Here is a 24,223-nt window from a genome sequence, read left to right as displayed (position 1 = left end):
TTTCCACGTAAGCCCGAGTGGTGAAATTGGTAGACGCAGGGGACTCAAAATCCCCCGCCGCAAGGCGTGCCGGTTCGATTCCGGCCTCGGGCACCAAAAATTTGCTTGAAAGCCTGTATTTATGCGGGTCTCACATTTTATTTTCAGCTTTTACCCCCCATCATTACCCTAAAACAATCAAGCCAATTTATTTAGCTTATTAATTAATCTTATGTAACAGTATCATACATATAATATAATCGTCTGAAACACCTCTCTAAGGAATTCCTCATGAAAAATATTCTTATTGCTACAGTTTTAGCTTCTGCAGCTATTATCTCTGGCTGTGCGAGCTCAGGAAATGCTGCTATTAAAGATGTTACGGTTGAAGAACTAAAAGAAACTGTTGTTAAAGGCAAAACTACAAAATATGATATTAGGGCATATTATGGCGAACCTAATGAATTGACTTATAACGATGGTTATGAAATTTGGGTTTATCGTTATGGCGAATCTACATCTCACGTAACTAACTTTATTCCTGTAGTAGATATGTTCTCTTCAGGTAATGACAGCAAAGGCAAATCTATCATTTTCGAATTTAATAAAAACGGTACAGTTAGAAATTACACAATTAGTTCATCAACTGATACTTCTAAATCTGGTATATTAGGTAAAAGTTAATTTTTATTTTTATTTTTCAGACCCAAAGCCCCTATTGCTTTGGGTTTTTTATTTTCATGAAACATTACATTCTCACACTATCATGTCCTGATCGTACAGGTATTGTTCACACTGTATCTGGTTTTCTTCTTAATCTTGGCGGAAATATTATCGATTCCCAGCAGTTTGGTGATTACGACTCCAAAACTTTCTTCTTACGTGTGCATTTCTCGCTTGAAAATTTTGATTTAGAAACTCTGCGGGAGAAGTTCGGGGGCATTGCCACCCAATACGATATGAATTGGAAAATATGGGATTTAGAGCAAAAAAGCAATGTTCTTATTCTAGTAAGTAAACAGGGACATTGTCTTAATGATTTGCTTTTTAGGACAAAAAGCGGCAATCTGCCCATCAATATCGTGGGCGTAGTCTCTAATCATAGAGTTTTTGAGAAACTCTCGAAAAGCTATGGAATTCCTTTTTATCATTTACCTGTTTCGAAAGAAAATCGCAAGGAGCAAGAGGCTGAAATTTTGCGTCTTGTTGATGAATTAGAAGTTGATCTTGTTGTGCTTGCTAGATATATGCAAATTCTTTCAAATGAAATGTGTGAAGCTTTGAGCGGCAAAGCCATAAATATACATCATAGTTTCTTGCCTAGTTTTAAAGGTGCGAAACCATATCATCAAGCTTATGCACGTGGGGTAAAAATTATCGGCGCTACTGCTCACTATGTAACTTCGGATTTAGACGAGGGTCCGATAATAGAGCAAGAAATCGAGCATGTAGATCACAGACACACGGCGGAAGATCTTGTTAATGTAGGGAGCGATATTGAATCTTTGGTGTTATCACGTGCAGTGCGAAGCCATATTGAGCATCGCATATTAATCAACGGCAGTAAGACTGTAGTATTTGACTAGGAACACGGATTATTTTGCTTGTGAGCTTGTGTGTGATTTAATGTGATTTGAGGGGCTTAAAAGCCCCTTATTTTATTTAAGACTTACTTCCATTAATGGTTTAATAGAATCGTCTTTATTTGGAAGAATTGATTGAGTCAATTCATTAATTACTTGTTGAATTTCCTTATCCACAGTAGTTTCAGGAACAGTTGATGAGCAGTCTTTAGAAGTAAACTCATTACGGAAACGATTTAGTAATTTCATTTTTTTGTCTCCTTAAAAAAGGTTATATAAGACTAATTCCCTAATATGTCACCAATATTAAAATGGCCATTCATACAAACTAGGGTATGATAAGATAACTTCAAATTTCAGAATTTAATATAAGGAAAAACCATGGGATTTCTAGATAAGAAAAAGATAGTTATCACTGGATTAATTTCAGACCGTTCCATAGCCTACGGTATTGCCAAAGCTTGTCATGAGCAAGGTGCTGAACTAGCTTTCACTTATGTTGGTGATCGTTTTAAGGAGCGTGTAGAAGAATTAGCCTCTAGTTTTGGTAGCGATTTTGTAATCTCATGTGATGTTTCAAGTGATGACGAAATTAAAAATGCCATCGGACAATTTGGTGAAAGATGGGGTGTTATTGATGGACTTGTACACTCTATTGGATTCGCCACACGTGAGTCAATAGCGGGTAAATTTTTGGATGGTTTAAGCAGAGATGCATTTAAGATAGCTCACGATATTTCTGCATATAGCTTTCCTGCATTGGCTAAGGAAGCATTGCCATATTTAGAGAAGGCACAAGGTTCAGTTTTAACTTTAACTTACTTGGGGTCTGAGAAAGTAATCTCAAACTACAACACTATGGGTGTTGCAAAAGCGGCTCTAGAGGCATCTGTACGTTATTTAGCCGCTGACCTAGGCCCTCTAGGCGTAAACTGTAATGCCATTTCTGCGGGCCCAATTAAAACATTGGCTGCGTCTGGCATTAAAGGCTTTAGCAAAATTCTAGACTATGTAGCATCGAACGCGCCTATGCGTAGAAATATAACTATTGAGGAAGTGGGAAATGTAGCGGCATTCCTTCTATCTCCTTTATCTAAGGGCATTACGGGCGAAATCATTCACGTGGATAATGGCTTCCACGCGGTAATTCCTGGCATGAATGAATAATGCGTCAGGTTTGTCTAGATACTGAAACAACTGGCTTGGACTATAAGTCTGGGCATCGAATTATTGAACTTGGTTGTGTTGAGTTACTTGATGGGAAACTAACTGGTAACGATCTACATATCTACTTTAATCCTGAAAGAGATTCGGACCCAGATGCACTAAGAGTTCACGGATTAACTACTGAGTTTTTATCGGACAAACCCTTATTTGCAGATAAAGCAGATCAAATTATCGAATATTTAAGTGGTGCTCAGCTTATTATTCACAATGCGGCGTTCGATATGGGGTTCTTAAATACTGAGTTTTCATTATGTGGAAAACCATTATTAGACTCGTTTATAAACGGCTTTATTGATTCTCGTAATTATGCTCGAGAAAATGGATTTGCATCAGCCGTAATCACTCTCGATAAACTATATAAAGACTTAGTCGACGAAACATTCGATAAATCAAAAGACAGAAAAATCCACGGGGCTCTGCTTGATGCCACCATGTTGGCTAAAGTTTTTATTAAATTAAATTCTGGCCAAAACGATTTGTTTTCAGAAGTTCAGGTAGAAGCAAAACAAGAACATGGAGAAGCTGTTACTTCTGGATCAGTAGACCTATCCAAATTTGATTTGAAACTAGTTAAGGTTAGCGAAGAAGAGATGAAGGCTCATAGCGAGTACATTGCCACCCTAGCGGCTGAAAGCAAAAAAGAAATCAACTGGTAAATGCGATATATATGTCTTGATACTGAAACCACAGGATCTAAATACTACGAGGGCGATAGAGTTATAGAGCTTGGTTGCGTGGAAGTCATCGATGGCCAGTGCACGGGACATAATCTTCAGATGTATTTTAATCCTGAGCGAGATTCGTCTCCAGGGGCTTATAGAACTCATAAAATTAGTCGCCAATTTTTGATGGATAAACCAAAATTTGCGGATTGTGCCGAAGAATTTCTTAAATTTATTGAAGGCACTATTCTAGTAATTCACCATGCAGCTTTTGATCTTGGATTTTTAAATAATGAGCTTAGGCTTTGTGGAAAACCGAGCCTCAAAAAATATGTGGTTGATATTATTGATACGGTATTGCTCGGAAGAAAAAAATTTCCAAAGGCAGAGTTCCCGAGGCAACGATATTCTTTAGATGCTTTGTATAAAACATTAGTAAATAAAAATTACAATCCCAAAATACACAGAAATCCTCACGGTGCCTTGTTAGATGCACAAATGTTGGCTGAAGTTTACATTGCATTAAATATGGGTCAAGTTGAGCTTCCGATATGAGTCTTTGACTAAATTTGACTGTACATCTGACGATATAACAAGTGGTAAAATTATATTATCAAATGTTGGGAGATTTTTATGTACAAACGTATCTTGCTACCTATAGACGGTTCTGATATTTCTCTTGAAGCGGCTAAAGCTGGTATTTCCTTAGCTAAAGCTATGGGTGCGGAGGTTTTAGCACTCAATATTACCCAACCCTTCTCTACCTTGATTGGTTTTGATGGAATGGTTGCTTCTTATGCAATCTCAGATGGTGATTTTGAAGAAGCGGCTCAACAGGAGGCGAAAGAATATCTTGAGCCTATCTTAGAACATGCGAATAATGAGCATGTTAAGTTCACCTCTATCATTAGCGGAAATTACAATGTTGCAGAGGGCATCGTTAATATTGCTGAAGAGCAAAATTGCGACCTAATTTTTATGGCTACTCATGGTCGCAGCGGCTTATCTAGCCTTCTTCTTGGAAGTGTAACTAATAAAGTTATTTCTTTAGCTAAAGTTTCTGTTTTAGTTTTTAGAACTTCTAATCCAGAAGAAAAACCTAAGTCAGAAGATACCAAAAAAGAAGAAGCACCTGAAACTAAACCTGAGTAGCAGCCTGCACTCCACCAGCTACGGCTTGAATTTTTAAATTACTCATCAAAGCTCGATCCGCATTAATTTGCGGATTTGAAGTAGTGAGTAAACATTCTCCATAAAACATTGCACTAGCCCCAGCCATAAAGCATAAAGCTTGCATTGTTTCGGGCATTTGCTCTCTACCTGCTGATAATCGTATAACCGATTTAGGCATCATAATACGAGCTACGGCTATTGTTCTTATAAATTCAAATTGATCAAGATCATCCACATTTTCTAAAGGCGTGCCAGGCACACGAATCAGTTGATTTATAGGGACAGATTCAGGCGGAGGATTTAGATTTGCAAGTTGAACCAATAAACCTGCTCTTTGAGCCCTAGATTCACCCATACCTACGATACCACCACAGCAGATTTTTATTCCTGCATCACGCACCTTTTGTAAAGTATCAAGGCGATCTTCGTAAGTTCTAGTAGTGATAATTTCACCATAAAATTCTGGGGACGTATCTAAATTATGGTTATAGTAATCAAGACCTGCATCCTTAAGCTCTTCTGCTTGGCCCTCTTTAAGCATGCCTAGGGTTACGCAAGTCTCCATGCCTAGCTCTTTTACCGCTTTAACCATTTCTTTTACTACCTCAAGATGCTGCTCTTTAGGGCCTCTCCAAGCAGCACCCATACAAAAACGTGTAGCACCACTAGCTTTTGCTGCCTTTGCAGCCTCAACCACCTCTTCGACCGCAACTAACCTCTCTTTTTCTACATGTGTTTGATAGCGATTTGATTGAGGGCAATACTTGCAGTCCTCAGGACAAGCACCTGTCTTAATTGACATTAATGTAGAGAGTTGGACTTTATTGGGATCATGATAATCACGATGAATTTTTTGTGCTAAAAAAACTAAGTCCATAAATGGCATATCAAATAGCTCCATAGCCATATTTACATTCCATTTGTCCAATGAATGCCTTGAAATACTTTTTATTTCCATTATTATGTAACTGAATTGTATTAAGATATGTAATATTAAATTTATCTGCGACTTAGTGCAATTTAAATCAAACAATAAAGATAACTACATTTTCCTTCATTTTAAGCGATGTTAGCTAAATATTCACGAAGACTCACTGGAAAAGCACGCACATATTCTGCAAATGTGGAACTTGCATGCTTTTTGTCATTTGTTGCGGGTGCAATAAATGCTGGTGGTTTTTTTGCTGTTGGTGAATACACGTCACATATGACTGGAATAGTCTCTCATATGGCTGATATGCTAACCATAGGAGATCTTGAGTATCTATTTTGGGGCTTAGGTGCATTAATGGCCTTTATTGCAGGATCTGCATGTACATCGATGATTATCAATTTTGCGAGGCATCGATATTGGCAGAGTGAGTATGCATTGCCAATTTTTATTGAGGCTAATGGTTTAATATTTTTTGGTGTGATGGACGGGCTCCAACTTAACGTTTCATGGCTGTGGACGCCGTTTACGGTTGCTACATTGTGTTTTATTATGGGTCTGCAAAATGCGATTATCACTGATATATCTAATTACAAATTACGTTCTACGCATATGACGGGCACAGTAACTGATATTGGAATCGAGCTAGGAAAGGCCTTCTACTGGAATCGTGCCGATCGAGATGGTCAGAAAGTGCATCCAGTTAGGGCAAATATGAAAAAACTTTGGCTTTTGGTCGAAGTGTTGATTTTATTTTTTATTGGGGGAGTATCGGGGGCGATTGGCTATAGTTATTTTGGCTTTTCATTTACCGTTTATGTGGGCTTAGTGCTTTTGTATATTTCTAGCACACCGCTTTTAGATGATCTCAGACAGATAGTTAAACGCCTAAATTCTCCGCCAGTCGTGTTCGATTCTGCACCTGAGATGGAGAAAGAGAATGTCATTGCCACCCCAGAAGATAGGCCTGATATTACTGTGACATGGAAAGATGATTTAAGTCCAGCTGACTGGGCGGAGGCTCAAGAGGCAGAAATTTGGGCTCTTGATCACAGAGAACTTCTTGAAGCAGAAACAAATGAGGGGCCTGAAGAGACCCCTGCGAAGACTTGGATGCGTCAATAGTTAAAGCTTACTGATACATATCGACTTTAAAATATTGTTTTTGAATCTTATCGTATGTACCGTCTGCACGCACTTCATCAAATGCTTTATTTAAAGCCTCTAATAGCTCTGTATCTTGCTTACGAACCGCAAAACCAGTACCTACACCGAAAATTTCTGGATCATCTTTAGATAGTACAGCATCTCCGATAAATTCAAAATCTCCACCCTTAGATGATTTTAAGAATTCATCACCCACACCAACGTCACAGAATACTAATTCAACACGACCTAGAACTAAGTCATTTAGAGCGTCATCGAAAGTTTTATAACGTTTGATAGTCGCATCTTTGAAATACTTAGTTGCATATCTATCTTGAATAGTAGCTTGCTGTACGCCAACAACTTTACCTTTAGTACCTTCTAGAGTAGGCTGAGCCTTAGTACCTTTTTTACCTACTAGTGGGTTTGGAGAGTTCCAAATCATCTTTGTAAATGCTACAGCTTTTTGGCGCTCAGGGGTAATACTCATAGATGATGCAATTACATCGAATTTCTTAGCACGAAGTGCAGGAATAATTCCGTCCCAAGCTTGATTTTGGAAAGTACATTTCGCTTTCATCTTCTCGCACATCGCTTTGGCAATGTCTATGTCAAATCCAATCACTTCGCCTTCAGCATTCATATATTCGAAAGGCGCATACGTGGCATCAGAGCCGAAACGTATAACTTTTTCTTCTGCTTGTGCTGCTCCAACAATAGACGAAGCCATAAAACCAGCAAGTAGAATTTTTCTAACTAGAGTCATAAAACCCCCTTTATTTTGAAATTAGTAACTTGAATATATCATATGAACTATTTAAGGATATGGGTAAAAATACCAACTTTTAATATTTTGATATTTCTATAATAATTGCTGTTTCATTGTTCAAAATAGTGCTAAATGACAGATTTCGAAGTTTTTCTAGAGTATTTGCCCCGTATTCTGCAAGGAGCATTGGTTACTCTAGAAGTTGCATTACTTTCTGTAGTACTGGCTGTAGTAATTGGTTTTGTAGGGGCTTTGTTTAGGCTTTCTAAAAATCTAGTCATAAGTTCTATCGGTACTTTCTATTCTACTTTTGTCCGAGGGGTTCCAGAATTAGTTTGGATGCTTATGATTTTCTACAGTATCCAGATAGGCTTAAATCAAGTCACCGAATATATGGGATGGAATTATATTGAAATCAGTCCTATGATTGCAGGCGTTCTTACCCTAAGCTTTATTTATGGGGCCTTCTTTACAGAGACATTTAGAGGTGCTATTTTGGCCATTCCGAAAGGCTCAATTGAAGCTGGAGAAGCCTATGGTATGAGCAAGTTCCAAGTGGCTACTAGAATTATTTTCCCTCTTATGATGCGTTTTGCTATACCAGGGATGAAAAATAACTGGTTAGTTCTAAATAAAGCAACTGCATTGGTATCGCTTATAGGACTAGAAGATATGACCCTAATAGCTCATATGGCAGGTACTGCTACTCATATGTCCTTTACGTTTAATCTTCTATCAGCTCTGGTATTTTTAATGGGGTCATGGCTTTCATTAAGATTATTCAAATATCTTGAAGTGCATTATTCTAGAGGCGTTTTACAGGGGGTTGAAGTTTGATGGAATCCCTAGATTTGTTGTTGCAAGCCTTAAGCGATTGTATTAGAGCATTGCCTATGACACTATTTTTATCCATAGTGTCTGTAATCATTGGAATATGTATCTCTGTACCACTAGCTGTTATGCTTCAGAGAAAAACAATTTTTACTCCTCTAATAAAAGCATATGTTTTCTTTTTTACTGGATCGCCACTTCTAGTTCAGTTATATATTTTCTACTTTGGGATTCCAAGCATCGGATTTATTCAGGACCTTATGCAACAGCCTGGATTTGAATTTTTAAAAGATGGGAAAATTTATATTTTTGCGGCTTTAGGCTTAAACACAGCCGCATATACTACACAAATCTTCTCAGGTTCTATTAAAAATATGGATCGCAAAGAAGTAGAAGCTGCTTATGCATATGGCATGGACAGAAAACAGACTATGAGAAGAGTTATATTACCTTCGAGTTTAAGGAGAGCATTGCCAGCATATAGCAATGAAGTGCTTATGACCATACATGCAACTTCTCTAGCAAGTACTGTAACTATAAATGAAGTAACTAATGCGGCCAGCCTATTTAATAGCACTTTCTATGAGCCATTTATCGCATACACTGCGGCTGGTATTGTGTATTTGTGCTTGACTTTCTCATTTATTTATCTTTATAAACGTGTAGAGAAAAGGCTTGTGCTAGCTTCTAAATCGCTATAATAAAGGGCTCGATAAACGTGCTAGGGCATGTACGAATCGAGTCCAAAGACCTAGTTTTTGTGGGACATACGTTTCTGAATTAGTGACACAATTTCTAAACTCTTTAGTAAGTATGCTGTTTGCCTCTTTTTCATAACAGAGAATCGAAATTTCAAAATTAATATAAAAGCTTCTGTTATCGAAATTCGCACTGCCTAAGAAACTAATATCCTCATCCACAATAAGAATTTTTGAATGAATCATACTTGGTTGATATAGATGAATCTTAACCCCTGCTTTGTAGAGCTCATCAAACCAAGATCTTGTTGCAAGAGTCACCCATTTAAAATCGCTCATAAGAGGTACTAGAATTTGTACGTCCACGCCACGCAATGCAGCTGAAGTAAGCCCTTCAATTGCCGCTTCATCTGGTACGAAATAAGGCGTGATTAAATAGATATGCTTTCTTGCTCTATGAATGGCAGCCATCATTGCACGCATAATGGGTGCATATTTTGTGTCTGGACCAGATTGAATAAGTTGAACTCTAAATCTAGAATCATCTTCGCTATCGTCGGGTGAAGATGTGTTTAAATTTACTTTATTGAGTTTGCGATTATTTCTTCGCTTATAACTATCTTTTAGAACTCTAAATAAATCTTTATTCCCTGTTGAATAGATCCAATCCTGTGCAAATACACTCTCGAGCCACATAACAGACGGACCATTTAGCCTGATATGCACATCATGGAAGGCTTCTGGATTTGCCGCATGATATTCCAAATCCGTCATATTCGTACAGCCTGTAAAGGCATATAAACCATCGCAAATTACGATTTTTCGGTGATTCCTAAAATTAAGTAATGACGGGAGTCGTTTAAAACTTAGATTATGGAAAAACTCAAGATGACCACCTGCATCTAAAAAAGGTTTTAAAAAACGACGAGTCAGGCTTTTAGAACCATAGGCATCCACAAGCAAATAGACTTTTACTCCTTGATGTAGTTTCTTAATAAGTAAGTCTCTAAAGCGAGTACCAATTGTGTCACTATCGAATTGATAGTACTGCACTAAAACATACTCTGTACTATTTCTAACTCCTTCAAAAATAGCCTCAAAAATATCATCGTCCGAATAAAATTTATACTCCCAACTATATGTAGTTGGTGTATGGCTAGTGTTATCAATAAGTAAAGATATGTCTTTGTAGCTTGGATCTATGTAATGTGATCCGTCTTGAATACCCCAAATATTTGCATTTTTCGAAATTGTTTTGCGGCTTCGTCTTCGAGCGTTGCGTTGACGTTTGAATTTTTTAGGACCAAAAAAGTAATAAACGACAATACCGATAAAAGGTAAAAACCCCAAAAGCATAATCCATGCAAGGGTCGAGGAAGGCTCACGTTTTTGAAGAATAATCCAAAACGCCACTCCTATCATATATAAGACCCATATTAGGCCTATAACAAAACCAATGTGTTCAGAGAACCATTCCATCAAAAGCACTAGTCCTTGAATTCCAATACAAATTGAATGGCTTTTGCCGCAACAATGCCATCAGCCATCGAAGTAACAACACACGGATGCATACGATTAGCAACCTCTCCAATCGCATATATTCCTGGTATATTGGTTTGTGCCGTCTTTTCATCGGTCCATAAATAGCCATTCTCCTGAACACGCAATCCAATATCTGGCAAACCATCGAGCTGCGGTTCATATCCGTAGAACACTAAAATCGTGTCATATCGTTTACCGTTTACGGACATATGATCGGGGTCAAATTTATATGGGCCTAGATGTAAAGAGTCTTGAGGAATATTTTTCATCCATTTGTTTTGCGCTCTAAGCGTGCGACTATATACATCGATAGACTTCGCCCCTCTCTGAGCAAGGTATATAGCGTTTTCCATAGCATTATCCCCGCCGCCGAGAATAGCAATTTCTCGCATAACAAAATCATGCTGATATACATGTTTTCCTGGGCCCACTAAAATTTGAGGATAATTTTTAGACCCCATCTCTGGTGGCCTTTTATACTTTACACCTGTGGCAATGACCACGCTTCTAGCCACTATTGCTCTTGATTCCAAACCGTCCTTCGTATTTTTAAAGAAGATTTTGTATTGGGGAGCTCCACGCTCTACTTTATTGAGTTTGAAATCTGATGGTGAACTTACGGATTGAATATCATATACAGATTGTTCAAAAAGCACGGGAACACGGGCATGGTCAATACTTTTACGCATCTGTTTTGCGGCATCTTCTCCTGTTAATTCAGGTGCCGTCACATTCCATACATCTTGATATGGGTTATTTGCAGCTAATCCTCCGATATGGTTTGATCTTTCTATAACTACAACCTTAAACCCTAGCAATGATAGCCATACTGCACAGGACACGCCCGCAGGTCCTGCCCCTATAATCACAGCATCATAAACTTGATTAGCCATAAATTAAAATTAGTGGAAATAATTTAGTGATTGTAACCAATTTAATCTCTGTAAACATTACAATTCTTGCTATTAATTGGCTATAGCTATTCGAATAAAATGCCTCAGATGAAAATATTTTTTAATAAACTGAAAATCGATGCGAAGATAGGAATTCTTGAGCATGAGCTACGATCCACTCAAATCATAGAAGTGGATATAGTTTTAGATATAAAAACACCTACTAAAGTTGATGATAAAAATATAAAAACAGTACTCGACTACAGAAAAATCAGAAATATTATTCATGAAGAAGCCGTGAGACAACATGTGCATTTGGTTGAGACACTACTTATTTCTATCTCAAAAAGACTCTATAGAGAATTTGAGGAGATAGAAAAAATCGATCTTAAGATTGGGAAACCAGCAGCTTTCTCCGATTCTGATGCAGTTGGTGTTCAGCTAATTTCTACAAGAACTGATTTCTAATATGGACAACAAATTAGAAAAAAGAATTGTTCGTGAGACGGCCATTGCCATCACAAAATATAGAATGATTGAGAACGGAGATCGAGTAATGGTGTGCCTTTCAGGAGGAAAGGATTCATACACGCTTCTTGAAGTTTTGCGTCTTCTTCAAACCAGAGCCCCGATAAAATTTGATCTTGTAGCTGTGAATTTGGACCAGAAGCAGCCTGGATTTCCAGAACATATATTGCCTGAATATCTTGAAAGCATCGGTGTTCCATATCATATAGAAAATCAAGACACGTATTCTATTGTGAAGCGCGTAATTCCTGAAGGGAAGACAACTTGTTCTTTATGTTCTAGATTAAGACGTGGAATTTTATATAGAGTTAGCGATGAATTATCTTGCAATAAGATTGCTTTAGGTCATCATCGCGACGATATTTTGGCTACTTTTTTTCTTAACCTTTTTTATGCAGCCAAGCTTAAAACTATGCCTCCGAAATTGGTTAGCGATGACGGTAAGCATATGGTTATTAGGCCTCTTACTTTTGTAGCTGAAAAAGACATAATAGAATACGCAAAACAGAAAGCATTTCCAATTATTCCATGCAATCTATGTGGCTCTCAAGAAAATTTAAAACGCAAGGAAGTGGGCGACATGATTCGTACTTGGGAAAAGCAGAGTCCTAAAAAAGTATGGAATACATTTAAAGCATTATCTGCAGTAGCTCCATCTCATCTTTTGGACACAGATCTTTTTGATTTTTTAAATCTTAAAACTACTGGTGAATTTTTTGAAGACGGTGATACGGCCTTTGATCAAGACACATTTCCAGATTTAGAAAACGAACAAGTCATTAACATAAGCAATCTTAAAAGAGATAAATAAAGAAAAAAACCTAAAGACTTTCATCTTTAGGTTCTTTGAGATTTAATACTTAAGCTCAAGGGTTAAAGCAAAATTGCGTCCCGGAGCTGCATATTTTGGAGTATATAGTTATGGATTTAAGTCAGTCAGCACTAGGCAAAGCAACCGAATATCCTCAAGGATACGATTCTAGTTTGCTTCAACCATTCTCTCGGGATTTGGGGCGTTCAGAAATCGATCTTAATCAAATAGATTTTCAAGGGGTCGATATTTGGTATGCTTATGAATTCTCTTGGCTTAATCCAAATGGAAAACCTGAGATTGCGGTGATTAGGTTTACATTTCCAGCAAGTAACCCTTTTCTTATCGAGTCAAAATCATTCAAACTTTATCTAAACTCATTTAACAATGAACATTTAGAAAAAGAGGAAGTTTTAAAGCTTATGACACGAGATTTGAAAAATGCAACCAAGGGTGATGTAAAAATTGAATTTTTTGATATAGATAAATCTGAAGAACTGCTTTCTTATTCGGTAATAAGGAGAAATGCCACTTCTAAGATTCAAAATATAGATAAATTGGATATAGATTTTTTTCAATATTATCCTGACACAAATTTACTTCAGACAGAAGACATTCAAGGTTCGACTTATATTTCTGAAGAATTAGAGTCACACTTACTTAAGTCTAATTGTCCCGTTACTGGTCAACCCGATTGGGCAACAGTTCATATTAAATACTCAGGCAATAAAAAAATAAATCATGAAGGATTACTCCGCTATATCGTTTCGTATCGAAATCACTCTGGATTTCATGAGCAGTGCGTAGAAAAAATATATGCGGATATATGGAAGCATTGCCAACCCAAATATTTATCTGTGTTTGCAATGTACACAAGACGCGGCGGACTGGATATCAATCCTTTTAGGGAAACAGCTGGCAGCGTAGAGGATTACGAAGACTTAAAGGAAAAACGCCAATTCCGTCAGTAATCAAAAGCTTTTGCTCACTGAAAAATAAAGATTGTGCTTATTATAAGAGTATAACGGCACATTGCTTTTCGCTTTATGGTAGGTGTAATTTATCCTTGGGGTGAGACCCTTAAAGTGAATATTTCTATGCCAAATGGTGGCACCTAACTCATAGTCGTGGTTAATTTGGACATTATTAAAGAAGCCAATTCCATCGAATTTCTTAAAGTGCTTTGAGGCCTCAAATTGAGTCGTAAGCCCTCCTGCCCACGACTGAACAATCGGCTCCTTAGCTTCAGGTGGCAATGCCTCGTAGTACGGATTCAAAAAGATCGATATTGTTATTTATCAGAGCATATAACATATGGCTTCATAAGGTCCCCTAAAATGAAACTCTATATGATAGTAATTCTCATCTTGATTTACCACATATTTGTTAAAACGTAAGAAATATATTTTGTTACTTCTACGGTGCTAATATGTTTTTTTCTATAAAACACCACTATGAACACTTACCTTGTATCAACTTTTTTAGTAGCTGTCGCTGAAATAGGCGACAAAACACAGCTACTTGCACTATTGCTAGCGGCACGATATAAAAAACCTATTGCCATCGTGACTGGAATTCTTATTGCTACAGTATTAAATCATGCATTGGCTGGAGCTGTTGGTGCATGGATCCAAACACAGATTTCACCTGAAACTCTTAGATATATTATTGGCGGCCTTTTCGTGGTTATGGGCTTTTGGTCTCTCATTCCCGATAAACTTGACGATGGTGAAATAAAGTCACGGGGTAATAAATATGGTGCATTCGTTGTGACTTTGGTTGCGTTTTTTCTTGCGGAGATGGGCGATAAAACTCAAATAGCGACAATTGGATTAGCAGCAAAATATCATCCTGCGTGGGCAGTAATTATGGGAACAACTACAGGATTAATGATCGCAAATGTACCAGCGGTTTATTTTGGACATAAGATGTCTCAGAAATTGCGGTTTAAAACAATTAGGTATGTAGCGGCATTACTTTTCATATTATTAGGAGTAGCCACTTTACTTAAATTAGATGAGATGATTTTTTGAATTATGTAATTTGAAATGATGCTCAAAAATTTGGCTTAAATACCCTAAGATTTTTTGCGTATGGATCAATAATCTTCCCTGACTTAGAATCATAAACTAAATAGGGCTCAATTATTGATGCATCAGGTCTATGAAGTTCGTAGTTCCCATCCTTTTTGATGTATATAACACCGAATAAATTAGATTTTGGCACACAACACTTTGGAGATTTAATTTCATCAAAACAGTAATAATCCCCATCATTGGCAAAAATACCGTCGAGCTTATAATTATCTGGGGCTCCTACTAGACCGCCTTCAGCTAACCACACGGTTATTTCTTTTTCGTCGTCAAATTCAATTTCATTAATAATTTTTAAATAATAACTATCCCACCACTTAATATAGCTATTCATTGAATAGGGTTTTCTGTTCAAAATCAAGTTATATGTATAATTGGCTGGGCGCTTAGACCCATTAATAACGATTTCTTTTAATTTAAGAAAATAAAGTGCATCTAATTTTTCGGCTGTGATTACATAGTATGCATTTACTCCGAGCCATATCAATGAAACCAGAATAAATATTTTCAAAATAAATTTGAACATATCACAACCTTTTTTGTATTTTTATTTCTGATTGCATATTAAATAAAAATGGTTTGAAAGCAAACTTTTCATATCTTTGAAGGAGAAACCATATTCCAAAGGGTTGTATATAATTTTGAGGAATTTTAAGAACATCATTATCGTCCAAACCGAAATGATCTTGAGCATAGAATCCAATCACCCCATCGTACCCATTTTTATTTATATCTAAATGTTTAATAACTATCCTAGTTGCATGTATATCGTGTATAGAAATAATTGTTCCATTTAAGTAATCCCAGAATGAATTAAATTTTGGTAATTTTTTACCAGCAATGAGTTCATGCAGCATTTCGACGAGTTGAGATTTTGATTTATCAGAATTGTTATTTAAAATTTCTTCTATATGAGTTATGCTCAAATAACCGTCCTTACTAATACCTACACCTGCATCCTTATATATACGAGACTTATAGATTCTATCTAGGTCAGGATGATTGAACGGAGCGGATGAATTTTGTTGAAATCTATCTATCAATTTGTATATTATCCTTGTGGAAGGTCCTCCTAATCCAAACATAGAATAATAACCAACGAAATGTCGAAATTCGTCAAATAACATTTCAGTAATTAGTTGGGTATTCAACTTTTTTCTTGGTTTATATTTAAATCCAGTTATAGGGTTCGGGTCCAGTTGAAACAGCTGTCCAGTGTAGGGATTTAAGAGTTGAGATGGATTAATTATTTTAAATTTAGAAAGCAGAGTTTCTAAATTTAAATCTCCACACTTCATATCAGGAGAAGAATAATCATTAAACAGATTTACAGATTTAAAAATTTCTAAATTTTCTATATACACATACCACCCCTTGCCTTCCAAATAAAACCATATTATTGGGGAATTATTTCAATGAAATTAACGTCAAAAGACCTATAGACATTTCGTTACAAAATTTACAAATTGGTACAAAATCCATTTAAATTTTTATGCTTAAAGTTAATTAAAAAGTATGTGCTTGTCTAGACAGATATTAAGGCGGTATTGAAGTGAACTTAGAATTATAAGGCACTTGCATTGCCAACATTACAAAAAAATGCTCACCGTACATAAATAAAATGTAAGCAATTGTGTAATTTGTACTTTTGCGTGTATTTTGTAATAATTATAAGACCCGATTAATAGCAAACCTTAGGAGGGTTGACTATGACTATGATGAAAGCAGCGGTTTTTGTTGAAAAAAATCGTATCGAACTAATCGATAAAAAAATTCCAGATGTTGGTCCTAATGATGCACTAATTAAGATCACAACTACTACTATTTGCGGTACTGATATTCATATCTATAAAGGTGAATATCCAGTAGAAAAAAATCTAACTATTGGTCACGAGCCAGTAGGTATTATCGAAAAACTAGGTTCTAACGTTAAGGGTTATAAAGAAGGCCAACGCGTTATTGCAGGTGCGATTTGCCCTAGTTTTATTTCTTATCCTTGCCAAGACGGCGTTCCATCACAAGACGGTGCATACTTAACAGCTGATGGTACTTGCTCTTGCCACGGTTATAAAGCTACAGCTGGCTGGCGTTTCGGTAATATTATTGATGGTACTCAAGCTGAATATGTTTTAGTTCCCGATGCTGAAGCTAATATGGAACCTGTACCAGAAGGTTTAACTGACGAGCAAGTACTTATGTGCCCAGACATTATGTCTACTGGCTTTAAAGGTGCAGAAAATGCGAATATTCGCATTGGTGACTTCGTTGTAGTTTTTGCTCAAGGTCCAATTGGTTTATGTGCAACTGCAGGTGCTAAGCTTCTTGGTGCTTCTACAATTATCGCCGTTGACGGAAATGATGAGCGTCTAGCTATCTCTAAAAAACTAGGTGCTGACGTTACTATTAACTTCCGTAATGCAGACGTTATCGATGAAGTTATGAAAATCACTAAAGGTCGCGGTGCAGATGCTTCAATCGAATGTCTTGGTACTCAAACAACATTTGAGCAAGCACTTAAAGTTTTAAAACCAGGTGGTACATTATCTAGCCTTGGTGTGTATTCTGAAGATTTAGTTATCCCTCTTGGTGCATTTGCAGCAGGTCTAGGCGATCACAAAATCAATACTGCTCTTTGCCCTGGTGGTAAAGAACGTATGCGTCGTCTACTTAAAGTAGTTGATAGTGGTCGTGTTGATCTTAAACCTCTAGTAACTCACGAATATAAACTAGATGATATCGTTGAAGCTTATGATTTATTCATGAATCAACGTGATGGTGTTCTTAAAGTTGCTATTAAACCTTAATCACTTCTAGAAATTCATACTTAGTTGATTGATAGCCCCGCAAATTCTATTTAAAGAGTTTGCGGGTTATTTTTTGCTATTAAAATTCCGCATAAACACTCGTATTCATGCGGAATAAATGGCAAATAATTATTTACCTAAAAATTTAACAGCAGTATCAGGGAAGTCAGTGAAAATGCCCGTTGAACCTGCTTTATTTAATAAAGCATCATACATTTGGTTTACGTCAGTGAAAAATGCAGGAAGTGCATCTTTTCTCACTGTGTATGGGTGAACTTCAAGTTTTTGTTTTTTAAGCTCTTCAACTAATGGTGTATACACGATATTACCTGGTTGTGATTTTTTATCATCCACAAGCATATACCAACCTGGTCCTACACCATCCGCATATTTTGCGATTTCATCCATGGCACCTGGCTCGAACATCCAATCGTAGCTGTAGTTAACCCATTTGCCTTCAGCATTTTTCTCTTGAGTTTCGCCCCAATCAGAATATGCAATAAGTTGGACTAGTTTAAGGTCCATACCTAATTCAGGAAAAAGTTCGGTTTTAACGCGTTTTAATTCATTAAAGTCAAAAGTTTGAAAATATATAGGGTCATCTTTTGAGTCATAACCATATTTTTTCAAAATCTCTAAAGTAGCTTTGGCAATATCTTTACCCTCTTGATGGTGCAACCATGGAGCCTTGATTTCAGGATAGATACCAATTTTCTTTCCTGTAGATTTCTCTAGACCTTGAATAAATTCAATTTCTTCTTCAAGAGTATGAATTGTGAAATGAGACTTCCAAAGCGGGAAACGATTAGGGTACACAGCTTCCTGCTTACCGTCTTTTTCTTTGAAATTTTCAGTCATCTCTAGAGTTTTAATTTCATCCAATGTGAAATCTACAACATAGAAACGGCCGTCAGCACGTTTGCGATCAGGGAATTTTTTTGCAACATCTGTTAAACCATCTAAAAAGTGGTCGTGAATAACTACGATACGGTCATCTTTAGTCATAGCAAGATCTTGCTCAAGATAATCTGCACCTTGACCAAATGCAAGAGCCTTACTCTCTAAAGTGTGTTCAGGGATATAACCGCTAGCTCCGCGGTGAGCAACAACTATTTTATCTTTGTTGTCCATTTGAGCTTGAGCCAATGCTGGTGAAATAGCAGCAGCAGAAAAAGCAACTGCTAGGGCAATTTTTGAAAATTTCATAATAACTCCATTTAATGGGGAAAAAGGCGGTTTATTATTAACAAAAAATATAGAAATTAAATGACAAATCCCTATCTCATTTGTTGCTTTTTTACTTTTCCCCAAATGGGCTATTTGTGGCTTAATTTATATCAATGCCCTCGAATTCTTCAAATTGAGTTTGAGGGTATTTTTTCTCTATATAGCCCCTTAAAAACTCGATCGTATTATTAGTGATTTTTGGGTCAAACATCAAATACTTATTAAATACAACTTTTTGTACTTGTATGCCCATAGTATCGCATGCCACAAGACTTAATAGTGCATGATTAATGCTACCAAGTTTCCCGTTGGTCACTAAAATTACTGGCAATTTATAGGTGGCAATAAAATCGAGTGTCATCACTTCTTCTGTTAATGGTGCCATAAGCCCCCCTGCCCCCTCCAAAAGAACAAATTCATAGCTTTTAGAAAGCTCCAAAGTGTCCTTATAGATTTGCTCTAAATTTAGAGGTCTGTTCTCTAGAGCCATAGCCATATGGGGTGAACATGGATATTTATAAATAAAGCGACAGGTCAGTCCCTCATAGTCCTCTGGCATCATCCCTATGCCCTGAATGCGACGATGAGTGCGAATATCATCCGAAACCCCATCACAGCCTGTCTGCACAAGTTTTTGCGTGATTACACCACGTCCCATATTCATAAGGCACTTTGCATAATAACCTGTGTAAAATGTTTTACCTACATCAGTATCAATGCCGCTTATAAAAATAATTTTTGGGTTCATAATTTCTTAGCTAAAAATAAAAAAGCCGAGTATGTAAGAGAGAATTTTCCATTTGGCAATGCACTCGCTTCTTCATACCTTTTTATTAATTTTCTAGTATCTGATAGAGAAAAAGATCTATCGGAAACTGCATTTACCCCTGTTTCTCTCAAATGATTAAGCATATCTCTTCCTGAATCAAATTCTAGTTGAACTTTAAGAGGCTCATAGTACAACAACTCGTAGCGATTTCTAAGAGCGTTTAAAATTTTCTCTTCTGATAAATAGTTCAAACTTAAACTAGTTTGCGTTTGGATTTCCTTTAAATTATCAGGTAAATAGGTGCTAATTAAAAGTAAGCCATTGTTATTAAGATGGTCATTTAAATTGATTAAAAAAACCTCCAGATTCTCAAACCACTGAACCGTACTAGCACTAGCAATTAAATCAAATCTATCATTAAATTCAAGAAATTCAGAGTCACCGCATAAAAATTTAAAATCTACTAAAGGCAGCTTGCCTCTAATAATATCTTCAATATCAGCAATCAAATCATTGAAGACCCACTTATTTGCAGAACAAGACTCCACAAGTCGCACACTAAAATCACCTGTCCCACACCCGAGTTCTAAAACACTATTAAATTGGGTACGTCCATATTCCTTTATAATTTCAATAAGCCTTGAATTTACCGCTTTCTGAGCTATTGCTTGCGTATCATAAGTCGCAATTGCACTTGCAAATTTAGACCTAATGCGTGATTTATCGATAATATTCATCCCAGCAATTCACTCCATGAATTAACTGTATCGAAAAACATATGGTCGTAAGGATTAGAATCGATGATGGTGTTGCGGGAGCATTGCCAACTTGCAAGCTGTTTGCGTGAAGGAAAAATATAATCCTTATCTGACACGATAGCACGCGTCCACATTATAGGATTGCCTTGCTTGCCCATCGCAACTTCATAAATAGCCTTAAGTTCCGCCCGCTTCTCATCCAGATTCCGCAAATTGCGAGCTTCGAAAAAGTTAAGCGACTCTTTAGTCAGACACATAAGTTTATTAAATTTTTGAAGCTGTCCCTCATCCAAAGAGTGCATCATATCTTGGTATAGCTGCGGATCCAGTCCATATTCAGAATCAATGGCCTGCAAAGTGCCATTTATCGCACACGCAGAGCTTATAGACATATTTGCACACAAAGTATTGGCCATGAGCACGCCAAGCGACCACGCAATAATATGCACCTCCTTATACCCTGTGGCAATGCCTACGCCTTCATCCACCGTCCGATAATCCCACAAACAGAGCACATCAAAGCTCTCAGGTACTACCAGATGTTCTACTAACTCAGGCCCTGTTCCCCATCCTGCGAAATACAAAATCAATCGCTCCGATGGTCCTGCCCCCTTAATCAATCGCCGCTTCATTTCTAAGAAACTCAATTAATTGCTGCAAATCATCTTCTTCCACATCCGCTGTCAACGAAAACCGAATCCGTGAGGTCCCCTCAGGCACAGTGGGCGGCCGTATGGGCATACAATAAAATCCCGCATCACGTAAGGTTTTCGATAGTCTCACAGCCGCCTCGTCCGAGCCTAAAATCAAGGGGATGATATGGGAGGCATTGCCACCTAAAGAGATGGCCCTACGCAATGTGGCCGCCGCTTTAAGCAATTTCGAACGCCGCCAATCCTGTGCGGACACTGCATTCACAACAAAATCACTCCAAGCATACGTAATCGGTGGTAATGCAGTCGTAAATATCAATGATCGCATTGAATTCACCAAGAACCGCTTCAGCTCCTGCGAACAGATAATATAGGCACCATAGGAACCGAACGCCTTGCCGAAAGTGCCCACAAGAATATCGATATCCTCAAGAACGCCGCATTGCTCGCAATAGCCAAGACCGCGATCTCCGTAGATGCCCACGGCATGAGCTTCATCGACATAAAGCGAGGCATTTGCGTATGTGCGTTTCAACTCTGCAAGCGTTTGCAAATTACAAAAATCGCCGTCCATACTATAGAGGCTCTCGACCACGATAAACACTTGCTCATACTGTGCGTGATTTTGCTCAAGCAGCTGACTAAGATGCTGCATATCATTATGTCTAAAGCGAAGCAGACGAGCTTCTGATAGGCGTGCCCCATCGATTAGAGACGCATGAGCAAGCTTATCCATAAGAATGAGTGAATTTTTATTTGCGAGAGCTGGCAATATCCCAATATTCGCATGATAGCCGCTATTTGCGAGGAGACAAGCATTTGCATAAAGTGCGGAAATCGTAGCCTCAAGCTGGTTTGCGGCTTGTGAGTTGCCCGTAAGAAGACGTGAGGATGTAGAGCCCAGAAGGGTTTCGTGTGTCAGAGTTTCTAGAAATTGCTTACGCAAATTTATATCGGTGGCAATGCCTAAGTAATCATTCGATGTGAGATTTATGCGAGCACTTGCGATGGCCTCTGGATGTGGCAATACCCTCGATCGCCCCATCAGCTCAAGTTCTTCGAGCCTAGTTTTGTAAATACTCACGGACAACACCTACTAGGGCTTCACACAAGCGACTCAATTCGTCCTCTGTAATCACATATGCGGGCATAATATAAACGAGATTGCCAAATGGGCGAATCCATACACCTGCATCCACAAACATAGGCTGTATGCGTTGCATATCAACAGGTTCATCGAGCTCTACGACACCGATAGCACCGAGAACTCGAATACAGGCTACGCCTTTGGTATTTGAGAGAGTGGAGAGATGCGAGAGCATTGCCACCGCGATATTGTGAACGCGGTCCTGCCAAGGAGATGCTAGCAAGAGATCAATGGATGCAGATGCGACGGCACAAGCGAGTGGATTGGCCATGAATGTAGGCCCATGCATAAACGCAGGAGATGGGCTTTGCGATATGCCTTGTGCGACATGTTCCTGTGCGATAGTAGCTGAGAGCGTCATATAGCCGCCTGTGAGGCCCTTACCGATGCATATGATATCGGGAACCACCTGTGCATGCTCAAGTGCAAACATGCGTCCCGTGCGGCCAAAACCTGTTGCGATTTCATCGAATATTAGCAAAACACCATGCTCTTTGCAGAGAGTGGCTGCAGCTCGCAAATACTCAGGACTATAAAAATACATACCGCCCGCACCCTGCACGATAGGCTCTAAAATCAAAGCAGCAATTTCGTGCGAATGCTCTGAAAGCAGGCTCTTCAGTGGCTCTATGTCGTGTGGGTCGAATTCATGCCCGAATCTACTTTTAGGCTGCGGCAAGAAAAACTGTACTGGCAATGAACTTCCAAACAGCCCATGCATTCCGTTTACAGGGTCGCATACTGACATCGCATGCCATGTATCGCCGTGATAGCCAGAGCGTATGGTCGCAAATTTAGTGCGCGAGGGCGCGGATGCTGCTTCGGATATGGGTGAGGATGCGTGTGCGGCGTGGAATTGAATAGCCATTTTCATCGCAACTTCAACAGCAATTGACCCAGAATCTGCAAAGAAAATCTTATTCAGCTGCATAGGCAATAGACCCAAAAGCCGCTCTGCAAGCTGTGCTGCAGGCTCATGCGTCAACCCACCAAACATAACATGACTCATCTTATCGATTTGTTTGCAGGCAGCTTCATTGAGTTGAGGCACATTGTACCCGTGTATAGTACACCACCATGAAGACATCCCATCGATTAATTTTCTTCCGTCTGCGAGGTGGATATACACTCCCTCTGCATGAGAAACTGGATAGATTATCGGAGGATTAGTGATAGAAGTATATGGATGCCAAATATGGTTGCGATCGATATCTTTAAGATGCGAAAGTTCCATTTGCTAAATAAGAATTGAAAAAATTATTCTAACAAAAAAGAGGCTTTAAAGCCTCTTATAACTATGCATTAGCCCCGTAGGTATGTAGAACACGTTTGGACCTTTTGAAGTAAGAAGTCCATAAAATTCTAAAAAATATTAAGAATACTAACGAAAACATTTCTATCAAAGTTTCCTTTTGAGCTTCTATCGTTTCATCTATATCACTAAATATATAATCTGAATAATTGAAGGCTTTAAATGCCAATAATATTTTAAGAATCACTTGAACATAGAATTCAAGCCAATAAATTTTCACAATTTTCTTTGGAATTTCAGGGTGGTTCACCTTTTTCAAAAACTTTATTCTTTTAATCAATAGATAGATACCAAAGAAAATTAGGATAGCCCAAAGATTATCTATTAATAATACTTCCCAAAAAACAGACTCTAATTGAATTTCAAAATTGAGTCTTTCATTGTTAACTAAATATTCAACAACAAAATCTAGCATTCTAAGAATATCAATCATTGGTCCAAAGATTACTGCAATAGTAATAACAAGAATGATTATGTCTGTCACATAGAAAAACTTTAACCAACCACCAAGCTTAACGTATCTTAGTTGAGTTGATGGTGGAGAATTAGTTAAATGATTTGAATTTTCTGACATAACGCTTAGTTAATTTCTACTATGCATGCTTATAATACTATGCTTTCACTACCCAAAAATTATTAAATATATTAAGGCAACAAAATAGGCCAACTCAAGAATTTCTTTGAGCT

At 37.8% G+C, this 24,223-nt stretch carries 29 protein-coding genes and 1 tRNA gene; 15 read left to right on the top strand and 15 right to left on the bottom strand.

The features are described from left to right. Window positions 1–11: 11 nt before the first annotated feature. From TASI_RS01505 to purU, 3 genes are all read left to right on the top strand, one after another. Window positions 12–96, top strand: a tRNA-Leu gene (locus tag TASI_RS01505). A 174-nt stretch (window positions 97–270) separates the two neighbouring features. Continuing rightward, window positions 271–663 carry a hypothetical protein gene (locus TASI_RS01500; protein ID WP_014110988.1) on the top strand — a complete coding sequence of 131 codons (393 nt, stop codon included), beginning with the start codon at window positions 271–273 and terminating at the stop codon, window positions 661–663. 56 nt (window positions 664–719) lie between these two features. Then, on the top strand, window positions 720–1,565 hold the full coding sequence (purU, locus tag TASI_RS01495; RefSeq protein WP_014110987.1) for a formyltetrahydrofolate deformylase: 846 nt from the start codon (window positions 720–722) through the stop codon (window positions 1,563–1,565). A 72-nt stretch (window positions 1,566–1,637) separates the two neighbouring features. Here the strand turns inward: purU and TASI_RS07905 are convergent, their stop codons facing one another. Next, window positions 1,638–1,811, bottom strand: a complete 174-nt coding sequence (locus TASI_RS07905; RefSeq protein ID WP_014110986.1) for a hypothetical protein — start codon at window positions 1,809–1,811, stop codon at window positions 1,638–1,640. Between the two features lie 132 nt (window positions 1,812–1,943). Here TASI_RS07905 and TASI_RS01490 point away from each other — a divergent pair, with 132 nt between their 5' ends. The 4 genes from TASI_RS01490 (at window position 1,944) to TASI_RS01475 (ending at window position 4,603) form a co-directional block, all read left to right on the top strand. Then, a complete protein-coding gene (locus TASI_RS01490; protein WP_014110985.1) occupies window positions 1,944–2,729 on the top strand; it encodes an enoyl-ACP reductase FabI in 786 nt (261 codons plus the stop codon). Continuing rightward, window positions 2,729–3,445, top strand: a complete 717-nt coding sequence (gene dnaQ, locus TASI_RS01485) for a DNA polymerase III subunit epsilon (protein WP_014110984.1) — start codon at window positions 2,729–2,731, stop codon at window positions 3,443–3,445. Before TASI_RS01490 ends, dnaQ (TASI_RS01485) begins: the two co-directional genes overlap by 1 nt. Next, a complete protein-coding gene (gene dnaQ, locus TASI_RS01480) occupies window positions 3,446–4,006 on the top strand; it encodes a DNA polymerase III subunit epsilon (RefSeq protein ID WP_014110983.1) in 561 nt (186 codons plus the stop codon). It begins immediately after the preceding gene. A 78-nt stretch (window positions 4,007–4,084) separates the two neighbouring features. Beyond that, complete coding sequence (locus TASI_RS01475) at window positions 4,085–4,603, top strand: universal stress protein (RefSeq protein WP_014110982.1); 519 nt, start codon at window positions 4,085–4,087, stop codon at window positions 4,601–4,603. Here the strand turns inward: TASI_RS01475 and bioB are convergent. Next, a complete protein-coding gene (bioB, locus tag TASI_RS01470; RefSeq protein WP_044977904.1) occupies window positions 4,590–5,582 on the bottom strand; it encodes a biotin synthase BioB in 993 nt (330 codons plus the stop codon). The two genes, TASI_RS01475 and bioB, sit on opposite strands and share 14 nt — an antisense overlap. A 108-nt stretch (window positions 5,583–5,690) precedes the next feature. Between bioB and TASI_RS01465 the strand changes: the two genes are divergently transcribed. Then, a complete protein-coding gene (locus tag TASI_RS01465; protein WP_014110980.1) occupies window positions 5,691–6,680 on the top strand; it encodes a YoaK family protein in 990 nt (329 codons plus the stop codon). A gap of 7 nt (window positions 6,681–6,687) precedes the next feature. Here the strand turns inward: TASI_RS01465 and TASI_RS01460 are convergent, their stop codons facing one another. Continuing rightward, window positions 6,688–7,467: a transporter substrate-binding domain-containing protein gene (locus tag TASI_RS01460; RefSeq protein ID WP_014110979.1), complete on the bottom strand. Its 780-nt coding sequence runs from the start codon at window positions 7,465–7,467 to the stop codon at window positions 6,688–6,690. Window positions 7,468–7,602: 135 nt separating this feature from the next. Between TASI_RS01460 and TASI_RS01455 the strand changes: the two genes are divergently transcribed. Both TASI_RS01455 and TASI_RS01450 read left to right on the top strand, forming a co-directional pair. Next, window positions 7,603–8,307, top strand: coding sequence for an ABC transporter permease (locus tag TASI_RS01455; protein ID WP_014110978.1), 705 nt, complete (start codon window positions 7,603–7,605; stop codon window positions 8,305–8,307). After that, window positions 8,307–9,002 carry an ABC transporter permease gene (locus TASI_RS01450; protein WP_014110977.1) on the top strand — a complete coding sequence of 232 codons (696 nt, stop codon included), beginning with the start codon at window positions 8,307–8,309 and terminating at the stop codon, window positions 9,000–9,002. Before TASI_RS01455 ends, TASI_RS01450 begins: the two co-directional genes overlap by 1 nt. Here the strand turns inward: TASI_RS01450 and cls are convergent. Continuing rightward, entirely contained in the window at window positions 8,997–10,478 is a 1,482-nt protein-coding gene (cls, locus tag TASI_RS01445; protein ID WP_014110976.1) for a cardiolipin synthase, read from the bottom strand. The genes TASI_RS01450 and cls overlap by 6 nt on opposite strands. Window positions 10,479–10,486: 8 nt before the next feature. Further along, entirely contained in the window at window positions 10,487–11,434 is a 948-nt protein-coding gene (locus TASI_RS01440; RefSeq protein ID WP_014110975.1) for an NAD(P)/FAD-dependent oxidoreductase, read from the bottom strand. A 108-nt stretch (window positions 11,435–11,542) separates the two neighbouring features. On the opposite strand from TASI_RS01440, the gene TASI_RS01435 reads away from it, so the two are divergent. The 3 genes from TASI_RS01435 to queF all read left to right on the top strand — a co-directional run bounded on the left by TASI_RS01435 (window position 11,543) and on the right by queF (window position 13,744). Beyond that, window positions 11,543–11,902, top strand: coding sequence for a dihydroneopterin aldolase (locus TASI_RS01435; protein ID WP_015552101.1), 360 nt, complete (start codon window positions 11,543–11,545; stop codon window positions 11,900–11,902). Window position 11,903: 1 nt separating this feature from the next. Beyond that, entirely contained in the window at window positions 11,904–12,773 is an 870-nt protein-coding gene (gene ttcA / locus TASI_RS01430; protein ID WP_014110973.1) for a tRNA 2-thiocytidine(32) synthetase TtcA, read from the top strand. 110 nt (window positions 12,774–12,883) lie between these two features. Beyond that, the gene (gene queF, locus TASI_RS01425) at window positions 12,884–13,744 is read left to right on the top strand and encodes an NADPH-dependent 7-cyano-7-deazaguanine reductase QueF (protein ID WP_014110972.1); all 861 of its coding nucleotides are present in this window, start codon (window positions 12,884–12,886) and stop codon (window positions 13,742–13,744) included. Here queF and TASI_RS01420 read toward each other — a convergent pair whose 3' ends face one another. After that, the gene (locus TASI_RS01420) at window positions 13,745–14,050 is read right to left on the bottom strand and encodes a surface lipoprotein assembly modifier (protein ID WP_014110971.1); all 306 of its coding nucleotides are present in this window, start codon (window positions 14,048–14,050) and stop codon (window positions 13,745–13,747) included. It lies immediately after the preceding gene. A 177-nt stretch (window positions 14,051–14,227) separates the two neighbouring features. Between TASI_RS01420 and TASI_RS01415 the strand changes: the two genes are divergently transcribed. Then, a complete protein-coding gene (locus TASI_RS01415) occupies window positions 14,228–14,806 on the top strand; it encodes a TMEM165/GDT1 family protein (RefSeq protein ID WP_014110970.1) in 579 nt (192 codons plus the stop codon). A gap of 22 nt (window positions 14,807–14,828) precedes the next feature. Here the strand turns inward: TASI_RS01415 and TASI_RS01410 are convergent, their stop codons facing one another. After that, window positions 14,829–15,392 carry a DUF943 family protein gene (locus tag TASI_RS01410; RefSeq protein ID WP_014110969.1) on the bottom strand — a complete coding sequence of 188 codons (564 nt, stop codon included), beginning with the start codon at window positions 15,390–15,392 and terminating at the stop codon, window positions 14,829–14,831. A 1-nt stretch (window position 15,393) separates the two neighbouring features. Beyond that, window positions 15,394–16,230, bottom strand: a complete 837-nt coding sequence (locus TASI_RS01405; RefSeq protein ID WP_014110968.1) for a DUF3289 family protein — start codon at window positions 16,228–16,230, stop codon at window positions 15,394–15,396. 345 nt (window positions 16,231–16,575) lie between these two features. Here TASI_RS01405 and TASI_RS01400 point away from each other — a divergent pair, with 345 nt between their 5' ends. Continuing rightward, window positions 16,576–17,670, top strand: coding sequence for an NAD(P)-dependent alcohol dehydrogenase (locus TASI_RS01400; protein ID WP_014110967.1), 1,095 nt, complete (start codon window positions 16,576–16,578; stop codon window positions 17,668–17,670). A 129-nt stretch (window positions 17,671–17,799) separates the two neighbouring features. On the opposite strand, the gene glpQ is transcribed toward TASI_RS01400, so the two are convergent. The 7 genes from glpQ to TASI_RS01365 all read right to left on the bottom strand — a co-directional run bounded on the left by glpQ (window position 17,800) and on the right by TASI_RS01365 (window position 24,110). Further along, window positions 17,800–18,876 carry a glycerophosphodiester phosphodiesterase gene (glpQ, locus tag TASI_RS01395; protein WP_014110966.1) on the bottom strand — a complete coding sequence of 359 codons (1,077 nt, stop codon included), beginning with the start codon at window positions 18,874–18,876 and terminating at the stop codon, window positions 17,800–17,802. A 121-nt stretch (window positions 18,877–18,997) separates the two neighbouring features. Next, entirely contained in the window at window positions 18,998–19,645 is a 648-nt protein-coding gene (gene bioD, locus TASI_RS01390) for a dethiobiotin synthase (protein WP_014110965.1), read from the bottom strand. Further along, the gene (bioC, locus tag TASI_RS01385) at window positions 19,642–20,403 is read right to left on the bottom strand and encodes a malonyl-ACP O-methyltransferase BioC (RefSeq protein WP_014110964.1); all 762 of its coding nucleotides are present in this window, start codon (window positions 20,401–20,403) and stop codon (window positions 19,642–19,644) included. Before bioC ends, bioD begins: the two co-directional genes overlap by 4 nt. Continuing rightward, a complete protein-coding gene (locus tag TASI_RS01380) occupies window positions 20,400–21,056 on the bottom strand; it encodes a DUF452 family protein (RefSeq protein ID WP_044977901.1) in 657 nt (218 codons plus the stop codon). The genes bioC and TASI_RS01380 overlap by 4 nt, the downstream gene beginning before the upstream one ends. Further along, on the bottom strand, window positions 21,037–22,161 hold the full coding sequence (locus TASI_RS01375; RefSeq protein ID WP_014110962.1) for an aminotransferase class I/II-fold pyridoxal phosphate-dependent enzyme: 1,125 nt from the start codon (window positions 22,159–22,161) through the stop codon (window positions 21,037–21,039). The genes TASI_RS01380 and TASI_RS01375 overlap by 20 nt, the downstream gene beginning before the upstream one ends. Further along, on the bottom strand, window positions 22,142–23,458 hold the full coding sequence (bioA, locus tag TASI_RS01370; RefSeq protein WP_014110961.1) for an adenosylmethionine--8-amino-7-oxononanoate transaminase: 1,317 nt from the start codon (window positions 23,456–23,458) through the stop codon (window positions 22,142–22,144). The genes TASI_RS01375 and bioA overlap by 20 nt, the downstream gene beginning before the upstream one ends. 61 nt (window positions 23,459–23,519) lie before the next feature. Then, a complete protein-coding gene (locus tag TASI_RS01365; RefSeq protein ID WP_014110960.1) occupies window positions 23,520–24,110 on the bottom strand; it encodes a DUF2569 family protein in 591 nt (196 codons plus the stop codon). Window positions 24,111–24,223 lie beyond the last annotated feature (113 nt).

This window comes from Taylorella asinigenitalis MCE3, assembly GCF_000226625.1.
Classification (GTDB): domain Bacteria; phylum Pseudomonadota; class Gammaproteobacteria; order Burkholderiales; family Burkholderiaceae_B; genus Taylorella; species Taylorella asinigenitalis.
The sequence above is the reverse complement of the archived record's forward strand: the minus strand, read 5'-3'. Positions and strand labels throughout refer to the sequence as shown.